The sequence below is a fragment of the Acidovorax sp. genome (genome assembly GCF_046339755.1).
Lineage (GTDB): Bacteria > Pseudomonadota > Gammaproteobacteria > Burkholderiales > Burkholderiaceae_C > Acidovorax.
Genome location: NZ_JBKDTZ010000062.1, coordinates 19,176 through 35,551, shown reverse-complemented (window position 1 = coordinate 35,551; position 16,376 = coordinate 19,176). Strand labels below are relative to the sequence as shown.

Here is a 16,376-nt window from a genome sequence, read left to right as displayed (position 1 = left end):
CCCCGAATACAAGCCTTGCGCCGAGTTCGGCGTGTCCGGACTCAAGCAGGCCCGCGGCCGCGGTTTCGGTGCGCGCCTGTTCGAGCGGGCCGTGATGCATGCCCGCAACGAAGGGGTGAACATGGTGTTCATCCACGCGCTGTCGGAAAACACCGCCATGCTCAAGATCGCCCGCAATGCCGGTGCGCAGGTGCGCCGCGATGGCTCGGAGTCCGAGGCCTACCTGCAGATCGCACCGGCCAGCCTCGACACCCGCATGGCCGAACTGGTCGAGCAGCAGTTCGCCGAGGTGGACTACCAGCTCAAGCGCCAGGCCAAGCAGTTCTGGGACTTCCTGGCGGGCGTGCAGGAAGTGCGCAGCGGTGTGCAGCGCGCGCGCCACCAGTCGGCCGAATAGGCCCCCGGCGCTGCTGTCAGGCAGGCGTGCCGAGGGCTTGTGCGCCCTGGACGACAGGCCCTGTCACAACAATCCGCTATCCTAGGGGCCTGTTTCACTACCGCACGTCCTGCACTCTAAGACAGTGTCTGACCCGCACCCCGGGCGATTGCCCGAAAAGGAAGACAAGCGCACCTTCCTGCAGAAAGTCGCCGAGTTCATCCACCCTGGACCGGACTCGACCGAAGAGCTGATCGAAACGCTGGCCGAGGCCGAAGACAACGACGTCATTGGCGCCGATTCGCGCGTGATGCTCGAGCGTGTGATCCGCATGGCCGACATGACGGCGGGCGACGTGATGGTGGCCGCGCCCCGCATGGACCTCGTCAACATCGACGCGCCGTTCGACGAGCTCCTGTACCTGGTCATCAATACGGCGCATTCGCGCTTTCCGGTGTACCACGGCGAGCGCGAGAACATCATTGGCATCCTCATGGCCAAGGACCTGCTCAAGCTGCAGCGGGCGCCCGAGCTCAATATCCGCGCGCTGCTGCGGCCGGCCGTGTTCGTGCCCGAGAGCAAGGGCCTCAATGACCTGCTGCGCGAGTTCCGTGGCAACCGCAACCACCTGGCCATCGTGATCGACGAATTCGGCCGTGTGGCGGGGCTCATCACCATCGAAGACGTGCTCGAGCAGATCGTGGGCGAGATCGAGGACGAGTTCGACATCCCCGAGGACGCAGGCGACATCTTCGCCCTGGCCGACCGAACCTACCGCGTGAGTGGCGACACCCCCATCGAGCGTGTGGACGAGTCTTTCGGAGTCACGCTGCAGGGCAGCGACCGCGAGGAAGCATTCGACACCATTGGCGGCCTGATCGCCCACGAGATGGGCCATGTGCCCAAGCGGGGTGAACAGGTGGAGCTGGGTGGGCTGCATTTCGTGGTGCTGCACACCAAGGGCGGCGCCGTGCGCTGGTTCAAAGTGTCGCGGATCGACGAGAGCCAGGCTGGCAATTGATGGGGCTGGCTTTCCGAACGCGGGGCCCCGGGCTGGCCTGGGCATTGTTCATTGCCGTGCTGGCGGGGCTCGCGCAGGCGGCCTCGCTGGCCTTGCCCTGGAATGGGCAGCCCCAGTGGTGGCTGCAGATCGCATCGCTGGCCGTGCTGGCCTGGCAGGCGCGCGCAGGCGCCCCCACCTGGCGCCGCGGGGCGCTGCTGGGCCTGGTGTTTGCCACGGCCTGGCTGTGCGGCACGTTCTGGTGGCTCTACATCTCCATGCACACCTACGGCGGGCTGGCGGCACCGCTCACGGTGACCGCCATCCTCGGGCTGGCGGCGTTTCTGGCCAGCTACTACGCGCTGGCGCTCGGCGTCTTCTGCGGGTTGGCGTTGGTGCACCGCGCCGGGGCGGCGCTGCTGTTCGCGGCCCTCTGGATGCTGGCCGAGATGGCGCGCGGCTGGCTCTGGACGGGGTTTCCCTGGGGGGCGGGCGGATATGCCCATGTGGACGGCCCGTTGGCAGCGCTGGCGCGCTACGTCGGCGTCTACGGCCTGTGCTTTGTCACTGCCTTGATCGCCATGCTGCTGGTGCAGGTGCGCACCAGCGACCTGCGCAGCCCGCGTGCATGGGCCCTGTTGGCGGGGGGGCTGGCCTTGCTGGGCCTGGCCGCCGTGGACCGCCACTGTGCCGTGGAGCAATGCCACACCCCCGCGGCGCGCGCGCCCGCGCCGCTGCAACTGGCGCTGCTGCAGGGCAATATTCCGCAGGACGAGAAATTCCAGCCCGGCTCGGGTGTGCCGCTGGCGCTGCAGTGGTACCGGAAGCAGTTGGAGGAGGCCAGCGCCTCCCTGGTCGTGGCCCCGGAGACCGCCATTCCCCTCCTGCCGCAGCAGTTGATACCGGGCTACCTCGAAGGCATCGCCCGGCGCTACACCAGCGGCTCGCAAGCCGTGCTGCTGGGCATTCCCATGGGGGACGAGCGCGAGGGCTATACCAATTCGGTGCTGGGTGCGCGGGCCGGCCTGACCGCGCCCTACCGCTATGACAAGCACCACCTGGTGCCGTTTGGCGAGTTCATCCCGCCCTTCTTCAAGTGGTTCACGCAGATGATGAACATCCCCCTGGGGGATTTCAACCGGGGTGGCCTGGACCAGGCACCTTTTGTCTTTGCCGGGCAGCGCATCGCCCCCAACATCTGCTACGAGGATCTGTTTGGCGAGGAGCTGGGTGCGCGCTTTGCCGACCCGGCTGGCGCGCCCACGGTGTTCGTCAATTTCAGCAACATCGGCTGGTTCGGCAACACCGTGGCCATCGACCAGCACCTGCACATCAGCCGCATGCGCGCGCTCGAGTTCGAGCGCCCGATGGTGCGCGCCACCAACACCGGCGCGACGGCCATCATCGACCACCGGGGCGTGGTCACTCACCAGTTGGCGCGCCACACCCGTGGGGTGCTGCTTGGCTCGGTGCAGGGCCGTGGGGTGGATGCGCAGCAGGGATGGTTCATCACGCCCTACGCCTGGTGGGTGTCGCGTTGGGGCTTGGTGCCCCTGGCCGGGCTGGCTGCCACCATCGTGCTGGTGGCAGCCTTCGGGGCGGGCCGGGGGGCCCGGGGCGGGCGCTCCGCCAGCGGTGGTTTCTGACCGGTGCTGCGCTTGATCCTGGTCAGCTGCGGCAGGGGTGCCCCAGTGCCCTGGCAGGCCAATGCGCGGCGCAGGCCTCGCGTGGCTTGATAATAGAGCCCGCAAGCGGGGGCTTGTGTTGCATACAACGATGATTTGAAGCGGTGTGGCCGCTGTTCTGGAGCACGACTGAAAATGGCAGATTCCTTTTCCTACGAACAACTGATCGCCTCGGGCGAGGGCAAGCTGTTCGACGCAGACAGCGGGCGTTTGCCGCTGCCGCCCATGCTGATGTTCGACCGCATCACGCACATCGACAGCGATGGTGGCGAGCACGGGCTGGGAAAGATCCGCGCCGAACTGGACGTGCGTCCCGACCTCTGGTTCTTTGCCTGCCACTTCCAGGGCGACCCGGTCATGCCCGGCTGCCTGGGGCTCGATGCCATGTGGCAGCTGATCGGCTTTTACCTGACCTGGCTGCGCCTGCCCGGCAAGGGCCGTGCCCTGGGCGCGGGCGAAGTCAAGTTCACCGGCGAGGTGGGCCCGGACGTCAAGCTCGTCACCTACGAGATCGACATCAAGCGCGTGATCAAGCGCAAGCTGGTCATGGCCATCGGCGATGCCCGCCTGTATGCCGACGGCAAGGAAATCTACGTGGCCAGCGACCTGCGCGTGGGCCTGTTCAAGCGCGAGGAAGCAGGCGCAGCCGCTGGGGAGGCCGCATGAAACGCGTCGTCATCACGGGCACGGGCATCGTCTCGTGCATTGGCAATGACAATGCCACCGTCACCCAATCCCTGCGCGAAAGCCGTCCCGGCATCCGCGCCATGCCGCAGTTCACCGAACTGGGCATGCGCAGCCAGGTGGCGGGCGTGCCGCAGATCAACCTCGAAGAGCGGATCGACCGCAAGCAATTGCGCTTCATGGGCGATGCCGCGGCCTATGCGCACATCTCCCTGGCCAACGCCATTGCCGAAGCGGGCCTGACGCCCGAGCAAGTCTCGCATCCGCGCACCGGCCTCATCATGGGCTCGGGCGGCGGTTCGCCCGCCAACCAGATCGAGGCGGCCGACATCCTGCGCAGCAAGGGCATCCGCCGCGTCGGGCCCTACCAGGTCACGCGCTGCATGAGCTCCACCGTGTCCGCCTGCCTGTCGACCAACTTCGGCATCAAGGGCATCAACTACTCCATCACCTCGGCCTGCAGCACCTCGGCCCACTGCATCGGCGCGGCCGCCCAGCAGATCGCCTGGGGCATGCAGGACGTGATGTTCGCCGGCGGTGGCGAGGAAGTCAGCTGGGGCATGGGCCTGCTGTTCGACGCCATGGGCGCCATGTCCAGCGCCTACAACGCCACGCCCGAGAAGGCATCGCGCGCCTACGACGCCCACCGGGACGGTTTCGTCCTGTCGGGCGGCGGTGGCGCCGTGGTGCTCGAAAGCCTGGAGCATGCGCAGGCGCGCGGTGCCACCATCCTGGGCGAAATCGTCGGCTTCGGCGCCACCTCGGATGGCGCCGACATGGTCGCCCCCTCGGGCGATGGCGCCATCGCCTGCATGCGCCAGGCCATCGCCACGGTGGACGGCCCCATCGACTACATCAACACCCACGGCACTTCCACGCCCGTGGGCGACGTGCCCGAACTGCGCGCCATCCGCGAAGTCTTCGGCAACGCGATTCCACCGTTCTCGTCCACCAAGTCGCTCACCGGCCACTCGCTGGGCGCCACCGGCGTGCAGGAAGCCATCTACTGCCTGCTGATGCTGCGCCAGGGCTTCATCGCCGGCTCGGCCAACATCGAGACGCTGGAGCCCGCCGCCGAGGGCATGCCCCTGGTGCGCGAGACGCGTGACGCGCCGATCCGCACCGCGCTGTCCAACAGCTTCGGGTTCGGCGGTACCAACGCCAGCCTGGTGCTGCGCCGCTGGGATAACTGACCCATGCGGTCTTCAGACCAGCCCGCCATCCTGCAAGGGATGGCGGGTTTTTTCATGCCGTTCGTGCGGAGAGGGCCCGGTGCAGCAGCCCCGGCAGCATGGCCAGCATGCGCGTGGCGGGCAGGCCCGGGGGCAGGGCGCGTGCGTGGTAGCTGTACAGCGACATGGGCGGTAGTTCGTGCAGCTCCACCGCCACCATGGCCTCTGGGTCGAGCTGGGTCGCGGTGAGGAAGTCCACCACCGTCCAGCCCATGCCGCGGCGCACCAGGTCCAGCGCCAGGCGCGAGGTCTGCACCTGCAGGCCGGGCCCTGCGGGCGTGCCCAGGCGCTGGGCGATCTCGTCGATGGACTGGCGCATGGGGTCATCGCCGACGAGCCGGATCACCGGCACCTGGGCCAGGCGGGCGGCCGGTGTCACGGCGCGCGGGGCGCGCGTCCACACCGACTGCGCCACGGCCAGGTACATGCGGCCGCTGACCAGCAGCTCGCTGCGCACCTGCGGGTGCGGGTGCTTGTAGAAGCCCAGGCAGAAGTCCACGCTGCGCGTGAGCAGGGCCTGCGTCATCTGGTCCTGGTGGATGGTGCGCACCTCCACGCCCACCTGCGGGTAGCGCAGCGCGTGCTCCTGCAGCACCAAGGGCAAAAACTCATGCGTGATGGATGGAATGGCGGCCAGGCGCACATCGCCCGTGTCGCTGGTGCCCAGGTTGCGCGCAGTGCGGCGCAGGGCGTCGAGCTGGCGGTGGATGCCGGTGGACTCGGCCGCGAGCACCTGTGCTTCGGGCGTGGGCGTGAGGCCCGCCGGCGTGCGCACGAACAGCCGGTAGCCCAGCTGCAATTCGGTGTGGGCGACGGCCTTGCTCACGGCGGAGGGCGTGATGCAGAGCAGTCGCGCGGCGGCGCTCATGTTGCCGGTCTGCAGCACGGCCTGGAAAACCTCGAGTTGGCGCAGGTTCATGGGTGTGAGTGAAATTCACAAGGAAGGGCTGATTATTCCCTGTGAGTGTGCGCAAGTCTCTCATACGATCCGGCACCGCCAACGAGCGGGTGAGGGCAACAGCAGCACAAGCCGCATGAGCCCTCGTCAAAACAACTGTTTGGAGATTCCTGTCATGCGCATTTCCCATCCCATGCACCGCTGGCTTGCCGGCCTGCTGCTGTCGGTCGCGTCGGCCGTTGCCATGGCCCAGGCCGCCCGTCCCCATGTCGTGGTGCTGGCCACCGGCGGCACCATTGCAGGTGCCGGCGCCTCGGCCGCCAACAGCGCCACGTATGCTGCGGCCAAGGTGCCTGTCGACAAATTGCTGGCCGGCCTGCCCGAGCTGGCCAGCGTCGCCCGCGTGTCGGGCGAGCAGGTCTTCCAGATCGCCTCGGAAAGCTTCACCAACGACCACTTGCTCCAGCTCGGCAAGCGCGTCTCGGCCCTGGCCAAACAGTCCGACGTGGACGGCATCGTCGTCACCCACGGTACCGACACGCTGGAAGAGACCGCTTACTTCCTGAACCTGGTGGTGCGCACCGCCAAGCCCATCGTGGTGGTGGGCTCCATGCGCCCCGGCACGGCCCTGTCGGCCGATGGTGCGCTGAACCTGTACGACGCCGTGAGCGTGGCCGCCAGCAAGGACGCGGGCGGCAAGGGCGTGCTCGTCACCATGAACGACGAGATCCAGAGCGGCCGCGACGTGAGCAAGACCATCAACATCAAGACCGAGGCCTTCAAGAGCCAATGGGGCCCGCTGGGCATGGTGGTGGAGGGCAAGAACTACTGGTTCCGCGCCCCGGTCAAGCGCCACACCACGGCATCCGAATTCAACATCGACGAAATCCAGGCCCTGCCCGCGGTCGACATCGTGTATGGCTACGGCAACATGAACAGCACAGGCATCGAAGCCTACGGCAAGGCTGGCGTCAAGGCGCTGGTCCACGCCGGAACCGGCAACGGCTCGGTCGCTGCCCAGGCCGTGCCTGCCCTGCAGGCGCTGCGTGCCCAGGGCGTGCAGGTGGTGCGCTCGGCCCGAGTGCCCGACGGCTTCGTGCTGCGCAACGCAGAACAGCCCGACGACAAGTACGACTGGGTCGTGGCCCATGACCTGCGCCCGCAGAAGGCCCGCATCCTGGCCATGGTCGCACTGACGAAGACGAACGACAGCAAAGAGCTGCAGCGCATTTTCTGGGAGTATTGATTTTTGACTTGGCGCACCACGCGTGCGCCGACCGGCCGTCCTGAGGGATGGCCACCGCTGCGCACCGGCAGACAGCTTGCGCAATCGGTTGGAAAGGCCGGGGCTCCACAAGGGCCCCGGCCTTTGTACATTCCGGGGGGCGTTTGGGGCCCTTGGCCAGCCCTTCTGGAGCCCTGCGGGTGAGGGCGTGCCGCAGCGCCTTAAAATCACCGGTTCGCGTTCGCGGGGCCTACCCCCGCGCAACGGCCTTCTTCCCCCTATCCTTATGCCCGGCCCTGGTCCGCCAGCGCCACAGACGCCATGTTGACATTCCAGCAAATCATCCTGAAGTTGCAGTCCTACTGGGACGCGCAGGGTTGCGCACTCCTGCAGCCCTACGACATGGAAGTGGGTGCCGGCACCTCGCACACCGCCACCTTCCTGCGCGCCATCGGCCCCGAGCCCTGGAAGGCCGCCTACGTGCAGCCCAGCCGCCGCCCCAAGGATGGCCGCTACGGCGAAAACCCCAACCGCCTGCAGCATTACTACCAGTTCCAGGTGGTTTTGAAGCCCGCGCCGGCCAACATCCTGGAGCTGTACCTGGGCTCGCTCGAAGCCCTGGGCTTCGACCTCAAGAAGAACGACATCCGCTTCGTCGAGGACGATTGGGAGAACCCCACCCTGGGCGCCTGGGGCCTGGGTTGGGAAGTCTGGCTCAACGGCATGGAGGTGACGCAGTTCACCTACTTCCAGCAAGTGGGCGGCATCGACTGCAAGCCCGCCACGGGCGAGATCACCTATGGCCTGGAGCGCCTTGCCATGTACCTGCAGGGCGTGGACAACGTCTACAACCTGACCTGGACCGAGGCTGCCGACGGCTCCAAGCTGAGCTATGGCGACGTCTACAAGCAGAACGAGGTGGAGCAGTCCACCTACAACTTCGAGCACAGCGACGCGGACTTCCTGTTCACCGCCTTCAACGCGCACGAAAAGCAGGCCAAGCACCTGATGGAGCAGCAACTGGCCCTGCCGGCCTACGAGCAGGTGCTCAAGGCGGCCCACAGCTTCAACCTGCTGGATGCGCGTGGCGCCATCAGCGTGACCGAGCGCGCCGCCTACATCGGCCGCATCCGCAACCTCGCACGTGCCGTGGCGCAAAGCTACTACGAGAGCCGCGAGCGCCTGGGCTTTCCCATGGCGCCCCGCGCCTGGGTCGAGCAACTGCCCAAGAAAGCCGCCTGAGCCACCGCCGGAGCCCCTGACAAATGACGACGACAACGCAAAACCTCCTGGTCGAACTGTTCGTGGAAGAGCTGCCCCCCAAGGCGCTCAAGAAGCTGGGCGACGCCTTCGCCGGCGTGCTGGCCGAGCAGCTCAAGGCCCTGGGCCTGGCCATGCCGGCCTCCACCGTGACCGCCTTCGCCTCGCCACGCCGCCTGGCCGCCCATGTGACTGCCGTGGCCGCCAAGGCCGCCGACAAGGCTGTGCAGCAAAAGCTCATGCCCGTGACCGTGGGCCTGGACGCCGCGGGCAACGCCACGCCCGCCCTGCTCAAGAAGCTGCAGGCCCTGGGCGCGGACGTGTCCAACCCCGCCGCCGCCGTGGCCGCGCTCAAGCGCGCCCCCGATGGCAAGGCCGAGGCCCTGTTCTATGACAGCGTGGTGCCGGGCGCCACGCTGCAAGAGGGCCTGCAGAAGGCCCTGCTGGAATCCCTGGCCAAGCTGCCAATCCCCAAGGTGATGAGCTATCAGCTCGAATCCGACTGCGAGCTGCCCGGCTGGACCAGCGTGAACTTCGTGCGCCCCGCACACGGCCTGGTGGCGCTGCACGGCAGCACCGTGGTGCCTGTGAAGGCGCTGGGCCTCACGGCCGGCAACAGCACGCAGGGCCACCGCTTCGAGGCGGCCGTCTCGCCGGTGGTGCTCAAGGACGCCGACAGCTACGCCGCCACGCTGCAGAGCGATGGCGCCGTGATCGCCTCGTTCGAGGGGCGCAAGGCCGAGATCGCGCGCCAGCTGGCCGCGGCTGCCGCCCAGGTCGGCAACGGCGCCCGCCCCATCGAGGACGACGCCCTGCTCGACGAAGTGACCGCCCTGGTCGAGCGCCCCAACGTGCTGACCTGCGCCTTCGAGAAGGAATTCCTCGATGTGCCGCAGGAGTGCCTGATCCTCACGATGAAGGCCAACCAGAAGTACTTCCCGCTGCTGGACGCCGCGGGCAAGCTGACCCACCAGTTCCTGGTGGTGAGCAACATCAGCCCGGCGGATGCGGGCTTCGTGATCGGCGGCAACGAGCGCGTGGTGCGCCCGCGCCTGGCCGATGCCAAGTTCTTCTTCGACCAGGACCGCAAGAAGACCCTGGCCTCGCGCGTGGACGGCCTGTCCAAGGTGGTCTACCACAACAAGCTCGGCACCCAGGGCGAACGCGTGCAGCGCGTGCGCGCCATCGCCAAGGCCATTGCCGAGCAGCTGGGCGATGCCACGCTGGTGCAGCAGGCCGACCAGGCCGCACTGCTGGCCAAGACCGACCTGGTGACCGACATGGTCGGCGAGTTCCCTGAGCTGCAGGGCACCATGGGCCGCTACTACGCGCTCAACGACGGCCTGGGCGAGGTGGTGGCCGATGCCATCGAAGACCACTACAAGCCCCGCTTCGCTGGCGACACCCTGCCGCGCAACAGCGCTGGCGTGGTGGTGGCGCTGGCCGACAAGCTCGAAACCCTGGTCGGCATGGTCGGCATCGGCAACCTGCCTACGGGTGATCGCGACCCGTTCGCGCTGCGCCGCCATGCGCTGGGCGTGATCCGCATGCTGGTCGAGAAGGACCTGCCGCTGGACCTGAACGCCCTGCTGGCCGGCGCCGTGCCCGCCTTCGCCGACAAGATCACCGATGCATCGGCCGCCCTGGCCGACTTCATCTACGACCGCCTGGCCGGCAGCCTGCGCGAGCAGGGCTACAGCGCCCAGGAGGTCGATGCCGTGCTGGCCCTGCGCCCGCAGCGCCTGGCCCTGGTCGAGAAACAGCTTGCCGCCGTGCGCGCCTTCGCCGCGCTGCCCGAAAGCCCGGCCCTGGCCGCTGCCAACAAACGCGTGGCCAACATCCTCAAGAAGGCAGGCGAAGTGGACGCCCACGTCAACCCTGACCTGCTCAGGGAAAAGGCCGAGCAGGACCTGTATGCCGCGCTGCAGCGCTTCGTGCCCGAAGCCAATGCCCAGTTCGACGCGGGCGACTACACCGCATCGCTGCAGACCCTGGCCGTGCTGCGCGCCCCGGTGGATGCGTTCTTCGACGACGTGATGGTGAATGCTGAGGAGATGGACCTGCGCCTGAACCGCCAGGGCCTGCTCAAGAGCCTTCACGACGCCATGAACCGGGTAGCCGACCTCTCCCGCCTGGCCGCGTGACCTGCTAGGCTGGTGGCTGTCACAAGGGGATTCCCATGAAACTCGCCATCCTGGACCGCGACGGCACCTTGAATCCGCTGGGCGAGGATTTCGTCACCTCGCCCGAGGAGTGGACGGCCGTTCCGGGCGCGCTCGAAGCCATCGCACGCCTGAACCACGCCGGCTGGCACGTGGCGCTGGCCACCAACCAGCCGGGCCTGGGGCGCGGCCTGTTTGACGTGGTGGCGCTCAACGCCATCCACACCAAGATGCACAAGCAGCTGTCGGCCGTGGGCGGGCGCATCGACGCCGTGTTCTACTGCCCCCATGCGCCCGATGAGGACTGTGCCTGCCGCAAGCCCGGCCCGGGCCTGCTCGAACAGATCCGAGACCGCTACGGCGTGGAGCGCCACGAGGTGCAGGTGGTGGGCAGTTGCCAGGCGCACCTGCAGGCGGGCGCCGCGCTGGGCGCGCAACTGCACCTGGTGTGCACTGGCAGCGCCGCCGGCCTGGTGCCGGGGCAGGCGCTGCCGCCCGGCTATCCCCCGGGCACGCAGGTGCATGCCAGCCTGGCGGCGTTTGTCGAGCAGTTGCTGCCGGCGGCTCCCCTGATGGCGGTCTGACCCTTCGCAACACCACCCCCATGTCCACCGGGCGCCGCACTGCGGTGGGCGCCGCAAGACCCTCACACCATGGCCCTGATCCGTTCCATCATCCACCTGATCTGGATGGCGACCACCGTCATGCCCTATGCGCTGCTCATCATGCTGGGCACGCTGTTTGGGGTGCGCGGCCTGCCGCTGTACCGCATTGCGGCCGCCTGGCTGTCGCTGTGCATCAGCGGGGCGCGCGTGTTGCTGGACATCCGCACCCGGATCACGGGCATGGAGAACCTGCCCCAGGGCTAGAACGCCGGGGCGATCCTGCTGGTCAAGCACCAGTCGACCTACGAGACCTTTCTGATGCCCACGATCATGCCGCACCCGCTGGCCTACGTGTTCAAGAAGGAGCTGCTCTACGTGCCCTTCTTCGGCTGGGCCATCGGCCGGCTGGACATGATCCACATCGACCGCAGCCAGCGCGCCCAGGCCTTCAATAAGGTGGTGGAACAGGGCAAGAAGCTGCTGGCCAAGGGCATCTGGATCATCATGTTCCCCGAAGGCACCCGCATCGAGCGCGGCCAGAAGGGCATCTACAAGACCGGCGGCACGCGCCTTGCGGTCGAGACCGGGGCCCCGGTGGTACCGATTGCCGTGACGTCGGCCAAGGTGTGGGGGCGCAGGGCCTTCGTCAAGCGCCCGGGCGTGGTGGACGTGTCCATCGGCAAGCCCATTCTCAGCGCCGGGCGCGAGCCGGAGGAACTCATGCGCGAGGTCGAGGAATGGATCGAGGCCGAGATGCACCGCCTGGACCCCGAGGCCTACCCTCGGTCGCACTGACGGCGCCCTGATCGGACCCCATTCCCATGATGCAGCGGCTCGTGCAACTGGCGCTGGACTTCTTCGACACCCCGCCTGCCAGCCCCTCACCGGTGCCCAAGGCGGGCGAGCCACCGCCGTTGGCCAAGATTCCCGTGGCCGCACCGCCCCGGCCCGTGGGTTCGCCTGCGGTCCCGCTGCCTTCGCTGCTGTCTCCCGCCGAGTTCCGCCACCCCGAGGCCAAACGCGAACTGCTGCTGGGCGAGGCCGTGGTGGCCTACGCCCTGCAGCGTGCCCGCCGGCGCACCATCGGCTTCAGCGTGGGCCCCGATGGCCTGTCGGTGCGTGCGCCCAGCTGGGTCACGCTGGCGGCCATCGATGCGGCACTGCGCGAAAAGTCCGACTGGATCCTGCGCAAGCTGGGCGAGGCGCGCGAGCGCCAGCAGCGCATGGAGGGCGGGCGCATCGTCTGGGCCGACGGCGCCGTGGTGCCTTACATGGGCCGGCCCATCACCGTGGTGCTCGACCCGGCGCACGGCTTCAGCGGCCGGGGCGGCCAGCTCAAGCCGATGGCGCTCGCCGACGGGCAGGATGCGCCGCCCGCGCAGCACCTGCACATCGGCCTGCCTCACAGCGCCGGGCCCGCTCAGATCCGTGACGCCGTGCAGGCCTGGCTGATGCGCGATGCCAAGCGCCATTTCACCGAGCGCCTGGAGCACTTTGCGCCGCTGCTGGGCGTGCGCTGGACCAGCCTGCGCCTGTCGAGCGCGCAGACGCGCTGGGGCAGCGCCAAGGCCGACGGCTCCATCCGCCTGAACTGGCGCCTGCTGCACTACCGGCCTGCGGTCATCGACTACGTGGTGGCGCACGAGCTGGCCCACCTGCGCGTGATGGACCACAGCCCGCGCTTCTGGGACACGGTGGCCACCGTGGTGCCTGACTACGCTGCCTTGCGCAACCATTTGCGGGACGAGCCAGCGCCTCTATGGGATTGATGCCGCGCAGCGCCGGGCGCGGCACAATGGGCGCCAACAACGTCTCATCCAGCCCGCCATGATCCCCCTGCAGCTCTTCGACCCCGCCTCCAGCACCTACACCTACGTGCTGCACGATCCGGCCACGCGCCAGGCCGTCATCATCGACCCGGTGGACGAGCAGCTCGACCGCGACCTGGCCGCGCTGCAGTCTCTGGGCCTCACGCTGCGCTGGACGGTGGAGACGCACACCCACGCCGACCACATCACCAGTGCCGCGCGGCTGGCTGAGCACACGGGTGCGCAGACGGCGGTACCGGCAGGCTGCGACATCGGCACCGCGGTCGTGCAGCTCGCGCACGGCGACACCCTGGACTTTGGCGGCGAAAGGCTGGAGGCCCTGCATACGCCCGGCCACACGGCGGGCAGCATGTCCTACCGCTGGCGCGACCATGTGTTCACGGGCGATGCGCTGCTCATCAACGGCTGTGGCCGCACGGACTTCCAGTCGGGCGATGCCGCCACGCTGTACCGCAGTATCACCGGTGTGCTGTTCTCATTGCCGGGCGACACCACCGTCTGGCCCGGCCACGACTACCAGGGCCGCAGCCACAGCAGCATAGCCGCCGAAAAGGCCGGCAATGTGCGTGTGGCCGGTCGCAGCGAGACCGAGTTCGTCGCGCTGATGGAGTCACTCAACCTGCCGCGCCCGCGCCGCATGGACGAGGCCGTGCCGGCCAACCAGCATTCGGGCCAGCGCCAGGATGCCGATGGCGCCGCGCTGCAGGCCCCGCGCGAGGCCGCAGGCTATGCCGGAGACGTATCGCCCGCGCTGGCCTGGCAGTGGGTGCAGGAGGGCCAGGCCGTGTTGGTCGACGTGCGCAGCGATGCCGAGCGCGAGTGGGTGGGCCAGGTGCCTGGCGCCTTGCCCGTGGCCTGGAAGCAGTGGCCCGGCATGGCCATGAACCCCGATTTCGATGCCCAGATCCGCCTGGCCGTGCCCGAAGGCGGGCGTGTGGTGCTGCTGTGCCGCAGCGGCGTGCGCTCGGTGGCGGCGGCCAAGCGTGCAACCGAGCTGGGCATCACGGCCTACAACATCCTCGAAGGCTTCGAGGGCGACGCCGATGGCCAGGCCCACCGGGGCCGCAAGGGCGGCTGGCGCTTCCGAGGCCTGCCTTGGCGGCAGAGTTGATCCGGCGCCATGAAAAAAGCGGGCCCTGCGGCCCGCTTGTTCGTTGGGAAGCGCTGGGCGCTCAGAGCGGTGGAATGCGCAGCTTCTGGCCCGGGTAGATCTTGTCGGGGTGGGTGAGCATGGGCTTGTTGGCCTCGAAGATCTGGGGGTACTTGTTGGCATCACCGTAGAACTTCTTGGCAATGGCCGAGAGCGTGTCGCCGCGCACCACGTCATGGTACTGGGCCTCGGGCTCCGGGTTGGTCACGTTCATCAGGTTCTCGACGCTGGTGACGCTGGCCACGTTGCCGCAGCACAGGGTGACCTTCTCCTTGGCCGCCTGCGTGGGCGCGTCGCCCTTGACGGTGACCTTGCCCTGGCTGCCATCGAAGGCCACCTGCAGGTTGGTCGCGCCCAGGTTCTGCGTGCCGATGTAGGTCTCGATGGCCTTGGCGGCCGTGGCGTTGAGCTCGTCCTGCGATGGCGCAGCAGCCGTGGCGGCCTGCGCGTACTTGCCGCCGTACAGCTTTTCACCGGCTTCCTTGATGAAACTGAAAAGACCCATGTCGTATCTCCTAAGGTTGCACAAAACAGGAAAAGCCACTGTAGCGGCAAAGTGCGACGCCATGGTGTAAGACGGTCGCGCGACACGATTTTTCACATTGGCGTGGCGGGGCTGTCCCCGGTGCGACGGGGTGGGCGGCATCGGCAATGGGGCGCGGCAGGTGCGCGGCGCCAAAACTCGGGATAATCCGCCGCATGACTTTCCTGGCCATCGACGTCGGCAACACCCGTCTCAAATGGGCGTTGTACGACGCCCACCGCCCCGGAGCCACGCTGCTGGCCCACGGCGCCGAATTCCTGGACCACATCGAGAAGCTCGCCGAAGGCAGCTGGGCCGACCTGCCGATACCGCAGCGCATGCTGGGCTGCGTGGTGGCGGGCGATGCCGCCAAGCGCCGCGTGCAGGAGCAGATGGAGCTGTGGGACGTACCGCCGCAGTGGGTGGTGTCCTCGGGCGAGGAGGCCGGGCTGGTCAACGGCTACGACCACCCCTCGCGCCTGGGCTCCGACCGTTGGGTGGCCATGATCGGTGCGCGCCACCACGTGCTGGCCCACGGCCCGGCGCGGCCGCTGGTGGTGGTGATGGTGGGCACGGCGGTCACGGTGGAGTGCATCGACGCGCACGGCCGCTTCATGGGCGGGCTCATCCTGCCGGGCCACGGCATCATGCTGCGTGCGCTGGAAACAGGCACAGCGGGCCTGCACGTGCCCACGGGCGATGTGCGCATGTTCCCCACCAACACCAGCGATGCGCTGACCAGCGGCGGCACCTACGCCATCGCAGGCGCTGTGGAGCGCATGGTGCAGCACGTCATCCAGCATTGCGGTGAGGAGCCGGCCTGCATCATGACCGGCGGCGCCGGCTGGAAGATGGCGCCGAGCATGACGCGCCCCTTCGAGCTGGTGGACAACCTGATCTTCGATGGCCTGCTGGAAATCGCCTCACGGCGCTTTGCCGGCTGAGCGCCTGGCAGGCACTCAGCGGCTCCATCAATCCTCCAGTTCGGCGCGCGCCATCTCCACGTCCAGGCGCTCCATCGCATCGGCAGACTCGCAGGCGGCGGCCTTTTCGTACAACTGGGTCGCTTCCTTCATCTTCTTGTCGCCTTCGAGCATCACCAGCGCATTGGCGTATTCCACCATGGCGATGGCCGAGCCGGGGTTGAGCTTCAGCGCCTCCTGGAACAGCTTGAGTCCCGTGTCCTTCTTGGCGCCATAGGTCATGCCGCCGATCAGCGAGCCCACCTTGTCGATCACCTCGGCATGGAAAGCACCCAGCGCAATGCGTGCATCGGCATGCTTGGGGGCCAGGGCGATGGACTTTTCCAGTGACTCCTTGACCTTGCCGCCCAGGCCCTGGGCCAGGGCCTTGGCCACGCTGATGCCCTGGCTGTAGCGGCCCAGGGCATAGGCATGCCAGTACCAGGCGTTGGCATTGTTCGGGTCTTCGCCGGCCTGGGCCTCGGCGCGCTCGGCCACCTGGGTGAACAGGTCCAGGCGGGTCTTCTCCTTTTGCTCCAGGTAGTTGGCGTAGATGGCCGTGGCCTTGTTGGCCACCGTGATGCCGGGGCCGCCCGCGGCCAGGCCGGCGGCGGTGGCCTTCTCGAAATCGCCGCTGTGGAACAGCGCCCAGGCCTGCAGCACGGCCGCGTCCTTGGGGCAGGGCTCGGCGTCTCCGGTGTGCAGCCGGGCCCAGTGCTTCTTGACGCTCGTGGCATCGAAGCTGTAGTCACCCGCATGGGGGAAAGGGGTCCATTTGGCCATGG

At 68.0% G+C, this 16,376-nt stretch carries 15 protein-coding genes and 2 pseudogenes; 14 read left to right on the top strand and 3 right to left on the bottom strand.

Translation table 11 applies throughout. The features are described from left to right. The 5 genes from ACK59X_RS05055 to fabB form a co-directional block, all read left to right on the top strand. Positions 1-397: N-acetyltransferase family protein (locus ACK59X_RS05055; RefSeq protein ID WP_409955711.1), on the top strand; the 397-nt coding region annotated here is incomplete at its 5' end. Positions 398-521: 124 nt separating this feature from the next. After that, positions 522-1,397 carry an HlyC/CorC family transporter gene (locus ACK59X_RS05050; protein ID WP_409955710.1) on the top strand — a complete coding sequence of 292 codons (876 nt, stop codon included), beginning with the start codon at positions 522-524 and terminating at the stop codon, positions 1,395-1,397. Then, positions 1,397-3,022 (top strand): apolipoprotein N-acyltransferase, encoded by a 1,626-nt coding sequence (lnt, locus tag ACK59X_RS05045; protein WP_409955709.1) that lies wholly within the window; start codon positions 1,397-1,399, stop codon positions 3,020-3,022. The genes ACK59X_RS05050 and lnt overlap by 1 nt, the downstream gene beginning before the upstream one ends. A 174-nt stretch (positions 3,023-3,196) precedes the next feature. Next, the gene (gene fabA, locus ACK59X_RS05040) at positions 3,197-3,727 is read left to right on the top strand and encodes a 3-hydroxyacyl-[acyl-carrier-protein] dehydratase FabA (protein ID WP_184858783.1); all 531 of its coding nucleotides are present in this window, start codon (positions 3,197-3,199) and stop codon (positions 3,725-3,727) included. Continuing rightward, positions 3,724-4,938 (top strand): beta-ketoacyl-ACP synthase I, encoded by a 1,215-nt coding sequence (fabB, locus tag ACK59X_RS05035; protein ID WP_409955707.1) that lies wholly within the window; start codon positions 3,724-3,726, stop codon positions 4,936-4,938. The genes fabA and fabB overlap by 4 nt, the downstream gene beginning before the upstream one ends. A 52-nt stretch (positions 4,939-4,990) precedes the next feature. Here the strand turns inward: fabB and ACK59X_RS05030 are convergent, their stop codons facing one another. Beyond that, complete coding sequence (locus tag ACK59X_RS05030; RefSeq protein WP_409955705.1) at positions 4,991-5,896, bottom strand: LysR family transcriptional regulator; 906 nt, start codon at positions 5,894-5,896, stop codon at positions 4,991-4,993. Between the two features lie 154 nt (positions 5,897-6,050). On the opposite strand from ACK59X_RS05030, the gene ACK59X_RS05025 reads away from it, so the two are divergent. From ACK59X_RS05025 to ACK59X_RS04990, 8 genes and pseudogenes are all read left to right on the top strand, one after another. Continuing rightward, positions 6,051-7,121 carry a type II asparaginase gene (locus ACK59X_RS05025; protein ID WP_409955703.1) on the top strand — a complete coding sequence of 357 codons (1,071 nt, stop codon included), beginning with the start codon at positions 6,051-6,053 and terminating at the stop codon, positions 7,119-7,121. A 300-nt stretch (positions 7,122-7,421) separates the two neighbouring features. Then, positions 7,422-8,342, top strand: a complete 921-nt coding sequence (gene glyQ, locus ACK59X_RS05020; RefSeq protein WP_409955701.1) for a glycine--tRNA ligase subunit alpha — start codon at positions 7,422-7,424, stop codon at positions 8,340-8,342. Positions 8,343-8,365: 23 nt separating this feature from the next. Next, complete coding sequence (gene glyS, locus ACK59X_RS05015) at positions 8,366-10,504, top strand: glycine--tRNA ligase subunit beta (protein ID WP_409955699.1); 2,139 nt, start codon at positions 8,366-8,368, stop codon at positions 10,502-10,504. Positions 10,505-10,539: 35 nt separating this feature from the next. Beyond that, entirely contained in the window at positions 10,540-11,106 is a 567-nt protein-coding gene (gene gmhB / locus ACK59X_RS05010) for a D-glycero-beta-D-manno-heptose 1,7-bisphosphate 7-phosphatase (protein ID WP_409955697.1), read from the top strand. 69 nt (positions 11,107-11,175) lie between these two features. Further along, a pseudogene (locus ACK59X_RS05005) lies at positions 11,176-11,922 on the top strand (lysophospholipid acyltransferase family protein). Positions 11,923-11,951: 29 nt separating this feature from the next. After that, positions 11,952-12,896, top strand: coding sequence for a YgjP-like metallopeptidase domain-containing protein (locus tag ACK59X_RS05000; protein ID WP_409955715.1), 945 nt, complete (start codon positions 11,952-11,954; stop codon positions 12,894-12,896). A gap of 58 nt (positions 12,897-12,954) precedes the next feature. Further along, a pseudogene (locus tag ACK59X_RS04995) lies at positions 12,955-13,455 on the top strand (MBL fold metallo-hydrolase); the annotation flags it as partial. A gap of 201 nt (positions 13,456-13,656) precedes the next feature. Beyond that, positions 13,657-14,067 (top strand): rhodanese-like domain-containing protein, encoded by a 411-nt coding sequence (locus ACK59X_RS04990; RefSeq protein WP_409955713.1) that lies wholly within the window; start codon positions 13,657-13,659, stop codon positions 14,065-14,067. A gap of 61 nt (positions 14,068-14,128) precedes the next feature. Here ACK59X_RS04990 and lysM read toward each other — a convergent pair whose 3' ends face one another. Continuing rightward, positions 14,129-14,611 (bottom strand): peptidoglycan-binding protein LysM, encoded by a 483-nt coding sequence (gene lysM / locus ACK59X_RS04985; RefSeq protein ID WP_409955695.1) that lies wholly within the window; start codon positions 14,609-14,611, stop codon positions 14,129-14,131. Positions 14,612-14,805: 194 nt separating this feature from the next. Between lysM and ACK59X_RS04980 the strand changes: the two genes are divergently transcribed. Beyond that, positions 14,806-15,573, top strand: coding sequence for a type III pantothenate kinase (locus ACK59X_RS04980; RefSeq protein ID WP_409955693.1), 768 nt, complete (start codon positions 14,806-14,808; stop codon positions 15,571-15,573). Between the two features lie 27 nt (positions 15,574-15,600). Here ACK59X_RS04980 and ACK59X_RS04975 read toward each other — a convergent pair whose 3' ends face one another. Further along, the gene (locus ACK59X_RS04975) at positions 15,601-16,374 is read right to left on the bottom strand and encodes a tetratricopeptide repeat protein (protein WP_409955691.1); all 774 of its coding nucleotides are present in this window, start codon (positions 16,372-16,374) and stop codon (positions 15,601-15,603) included. Positions 16,375-16,376 lie beyond the last annotated feature (2 nt).

What these genes read in the sequence shown, in the direction of transcription:
- lnt (WP_409955709.1), top strand. Translation starts at nt 1,397, where the DNA reads ATGGGGCTGGCTTTCCGAACGCGGGGCCCCGGGCTGGCCTGGGCATTG.
- fabA (WP_184858783.1), top strand. Translation starts at nt 3,197, where the DNA reads ATGGCAGATTCCTTTTCCTACGAACAACTGATCGCCTCGGGCGAGGGC.
- fabB (WP_409955707.1), top strand. Translation starts at nt 3,724, where the DNA reads ATGAAACGCGTCGTCATCACGGGCACGGGCATCGTCTCGTGCATTGGC.
- ACK59X_RS05030 (WP_409955705.1), bottom strand. Translation starts at nt 5,896, where the DNA reads ATGAACCTGCGCCAACTCGAGGTTTTCCAGGCCGTGCTGCAGACCGGC.
- ACK59X_RS05025 (WP_409955703.1), top strand. Translation starts at nt 6,051, where the DNA reads ATGCGCATTTCCCATCCCATGCACCGCTGGCTTGCCGGCCTGCTGCTG.
- glyQ (WP_409955701.1), top strand. Translation starts at nt 7,422, where the DNA reads ATGTTGACATTCCAGCAAATCATCCTGAAGTTGCAGTCCTACTGGGAC.
- glyS (WP_409955699.1), top strand. Translation starts at nt 8,366, where the DNA reads ATGACGACGACAACGCAAAACCTCCTGGTCGAACTGTTCGTGGAAGAG.
- gmhB (WP_409955697.1), top strand. Translation starts at nt 10,540, where the DNA reads ATGAAACTCGCCATCCTGGACCGCGACGGCACCTTGAATCCGCTGGGC.
- ACK59X_RS05000 (WP_409955715.1), top strand. Translation starts at nt 11,952, where the DNA reads ATGCAGCGGCTCGTGCAACTGGCGCTGGACTTCTTCGACACCCCGCCT.
- lysM (WP_409955695.1), bottom strand. Translation starts at nt 14,611, where the DNA reads ATGGGTCTTTTCAGTTTCATCAAGGAAGCCGGTGAAAAGCTGTACGGC.
- ACK59X_RS04980 (WP_409955693.1), top strand. Translation starts at nt 14,806, where the DNA reads ATGACTTTCCTGGCCATCGACGTCGGCAACACCCGTCTCAAATGGGCG.
- ACK59X_RS04975 (WP_409955691.1), bottom strand. Translation starts at nt 16,374, where the DNA reads ATGGCCAAATGGACCCCTTTCCCCCATGCGGGTGACTACAGCTTCGAT.